Annotated in this window: 2 protein-coding genes; both read left to right on the plus strand. The window is 28.2% G+C overall.

What is annotated here, in order from left to right; translation table 11 throughout:
- Window positions 1-107: 107 nt before the first annotated feature.
- On the plus strand, window positions 108-791 hold the full coding sequence (locus tag LS81_RS10960) for an AAA family ATPase (RefSeq protein WP_004088251.1): 684 nt from the start codon (window positions 108-110) through the stop codon (window positions 789-791).
- Between the two features lie 164 nt (window positions 792-955).
- Complete coding sequence (locus LS81_RS10965; protein WP_004084737.1) at window positions 956-1,177, plus strand: plasmid mobilization protein; 222 nt, start codon at window positions 956-958, stop codon at window positions 1,175-1,177.
- Window positions 1,178-1,229: the final 52 nt, after the last annotated feature.

The following is a 1,229-nucleotide window of genomic DNA, read 5'->3' on the forward strand; positions in this document are numbered from 1 at the left end:
TTTTTATATTTAGATTCACTAAATAACAATATATTATATGCATAATATATTGTTATTAACTATTCAATATCACTTTGTTGAATAAATAATATTCGTAGGATTAGTGCATGATTATTTCGATTGTAAATGAAAAAGGCGGGAGCGGTAAAACAACCCTAGCAGTTAATCTTGCTGCACGACTTGCAGAAGATGGAGATAATGTTTTATTGGTGGATGCAGATCCACAAAAATCTAGTGAAGTGTTTTCAGATATGAGAAGTCAAGCTAACTTAGAGCCACTTTTTTCTAGTGTTTCAAAAACTGGTATAAGTCTAGGCGATGAGATTAAGCGTATGCGTAGCCATTTTGATAGCATTATAGTGGATACAGGTGGAAGAGATTCTAAGGAAATGAGAAAGGCAATATTGGTATCAGACATTATTATTATCCCTACAATTCCATCACAATATGATGTCAATGTGTTAGATCATATGTTAGAACTTTATGCTGAAGTAAAGGATTTAAACCCTAAGCTACTCTCGCTTATTTTGGTTAATCGTGTTTCACCTAACCCATTTCTTACAAAAGAACTGACAAATCTTAAAGATTATATTCATGTTACAAAACAAGAAATGTGCTTAGAAGATGTAAAAGTCTTAGATTCTGTTATCTATGAAAGACAGGCTTATCGTAAGGCAGTTATTGAGGGCAAGAGCATAAAAGAGTATTGTGATAATTCTGATAAAGCTTTAATAGATTTTGAGGTATTCTATCAAGAATTACTTACAAACGCAAAAAAACATTTTATGTAATATGTATGTAAATTACATTAATATTACTTAGTTATTTAATGTTTAATATATTTAGATTATATTTATAATATATGTATTATGTTAATATAGTATAATGTTGTATAAAATGATAAAGAATGACTCCAAAGAGTAATTATTTATCATCTATGAATAAGGAGAATTATATGGGATTTAAAAAACTAAGCGAACAAGGCAATACTGAGGAAAGTTTTATTAATAGTGCTCGTGGTGAAACAAGCACGAATATCGTTTTAAAAAAGGCAAAAAAGAACAAACCTTTTACAATAAATTTTACAGAAGATGAATTAAATGAAATACGCCTTGAAGCACAAAAGTTAAAAATGAATGTATCGCAATATATGCGATTTAAAATTTTTAATACCTAATAAATTTAAGTATTGCATTGTATCAAATATTAAAATTCTTACCTTTTTATTT

Source organism: Helicobacter trogontum (assembly GCF_000765905.2).
Lineage (GTDB): Bacteria > Campylobacterota > Campylobacteria > Campylobacterales > Helicobacteraceae > Helicobacter_A > Helicobacter_A trogontum.

Coding starts and splice junctions, on each gene's coding strand:
- LS81_RS10960 (WP_004088251.1), top strand. CDS start 108: ATGATTATTTCGATTGTAAATGAAAAAGGCGGGAGCGGTAAAACAACC.
- LS81_RS10965 (WP_004084737.1), top strand. CDS start 956: ATGGGATTTAAAAAACTAAGCGAACAAGGCAATACTGAGGAAAGTTTT.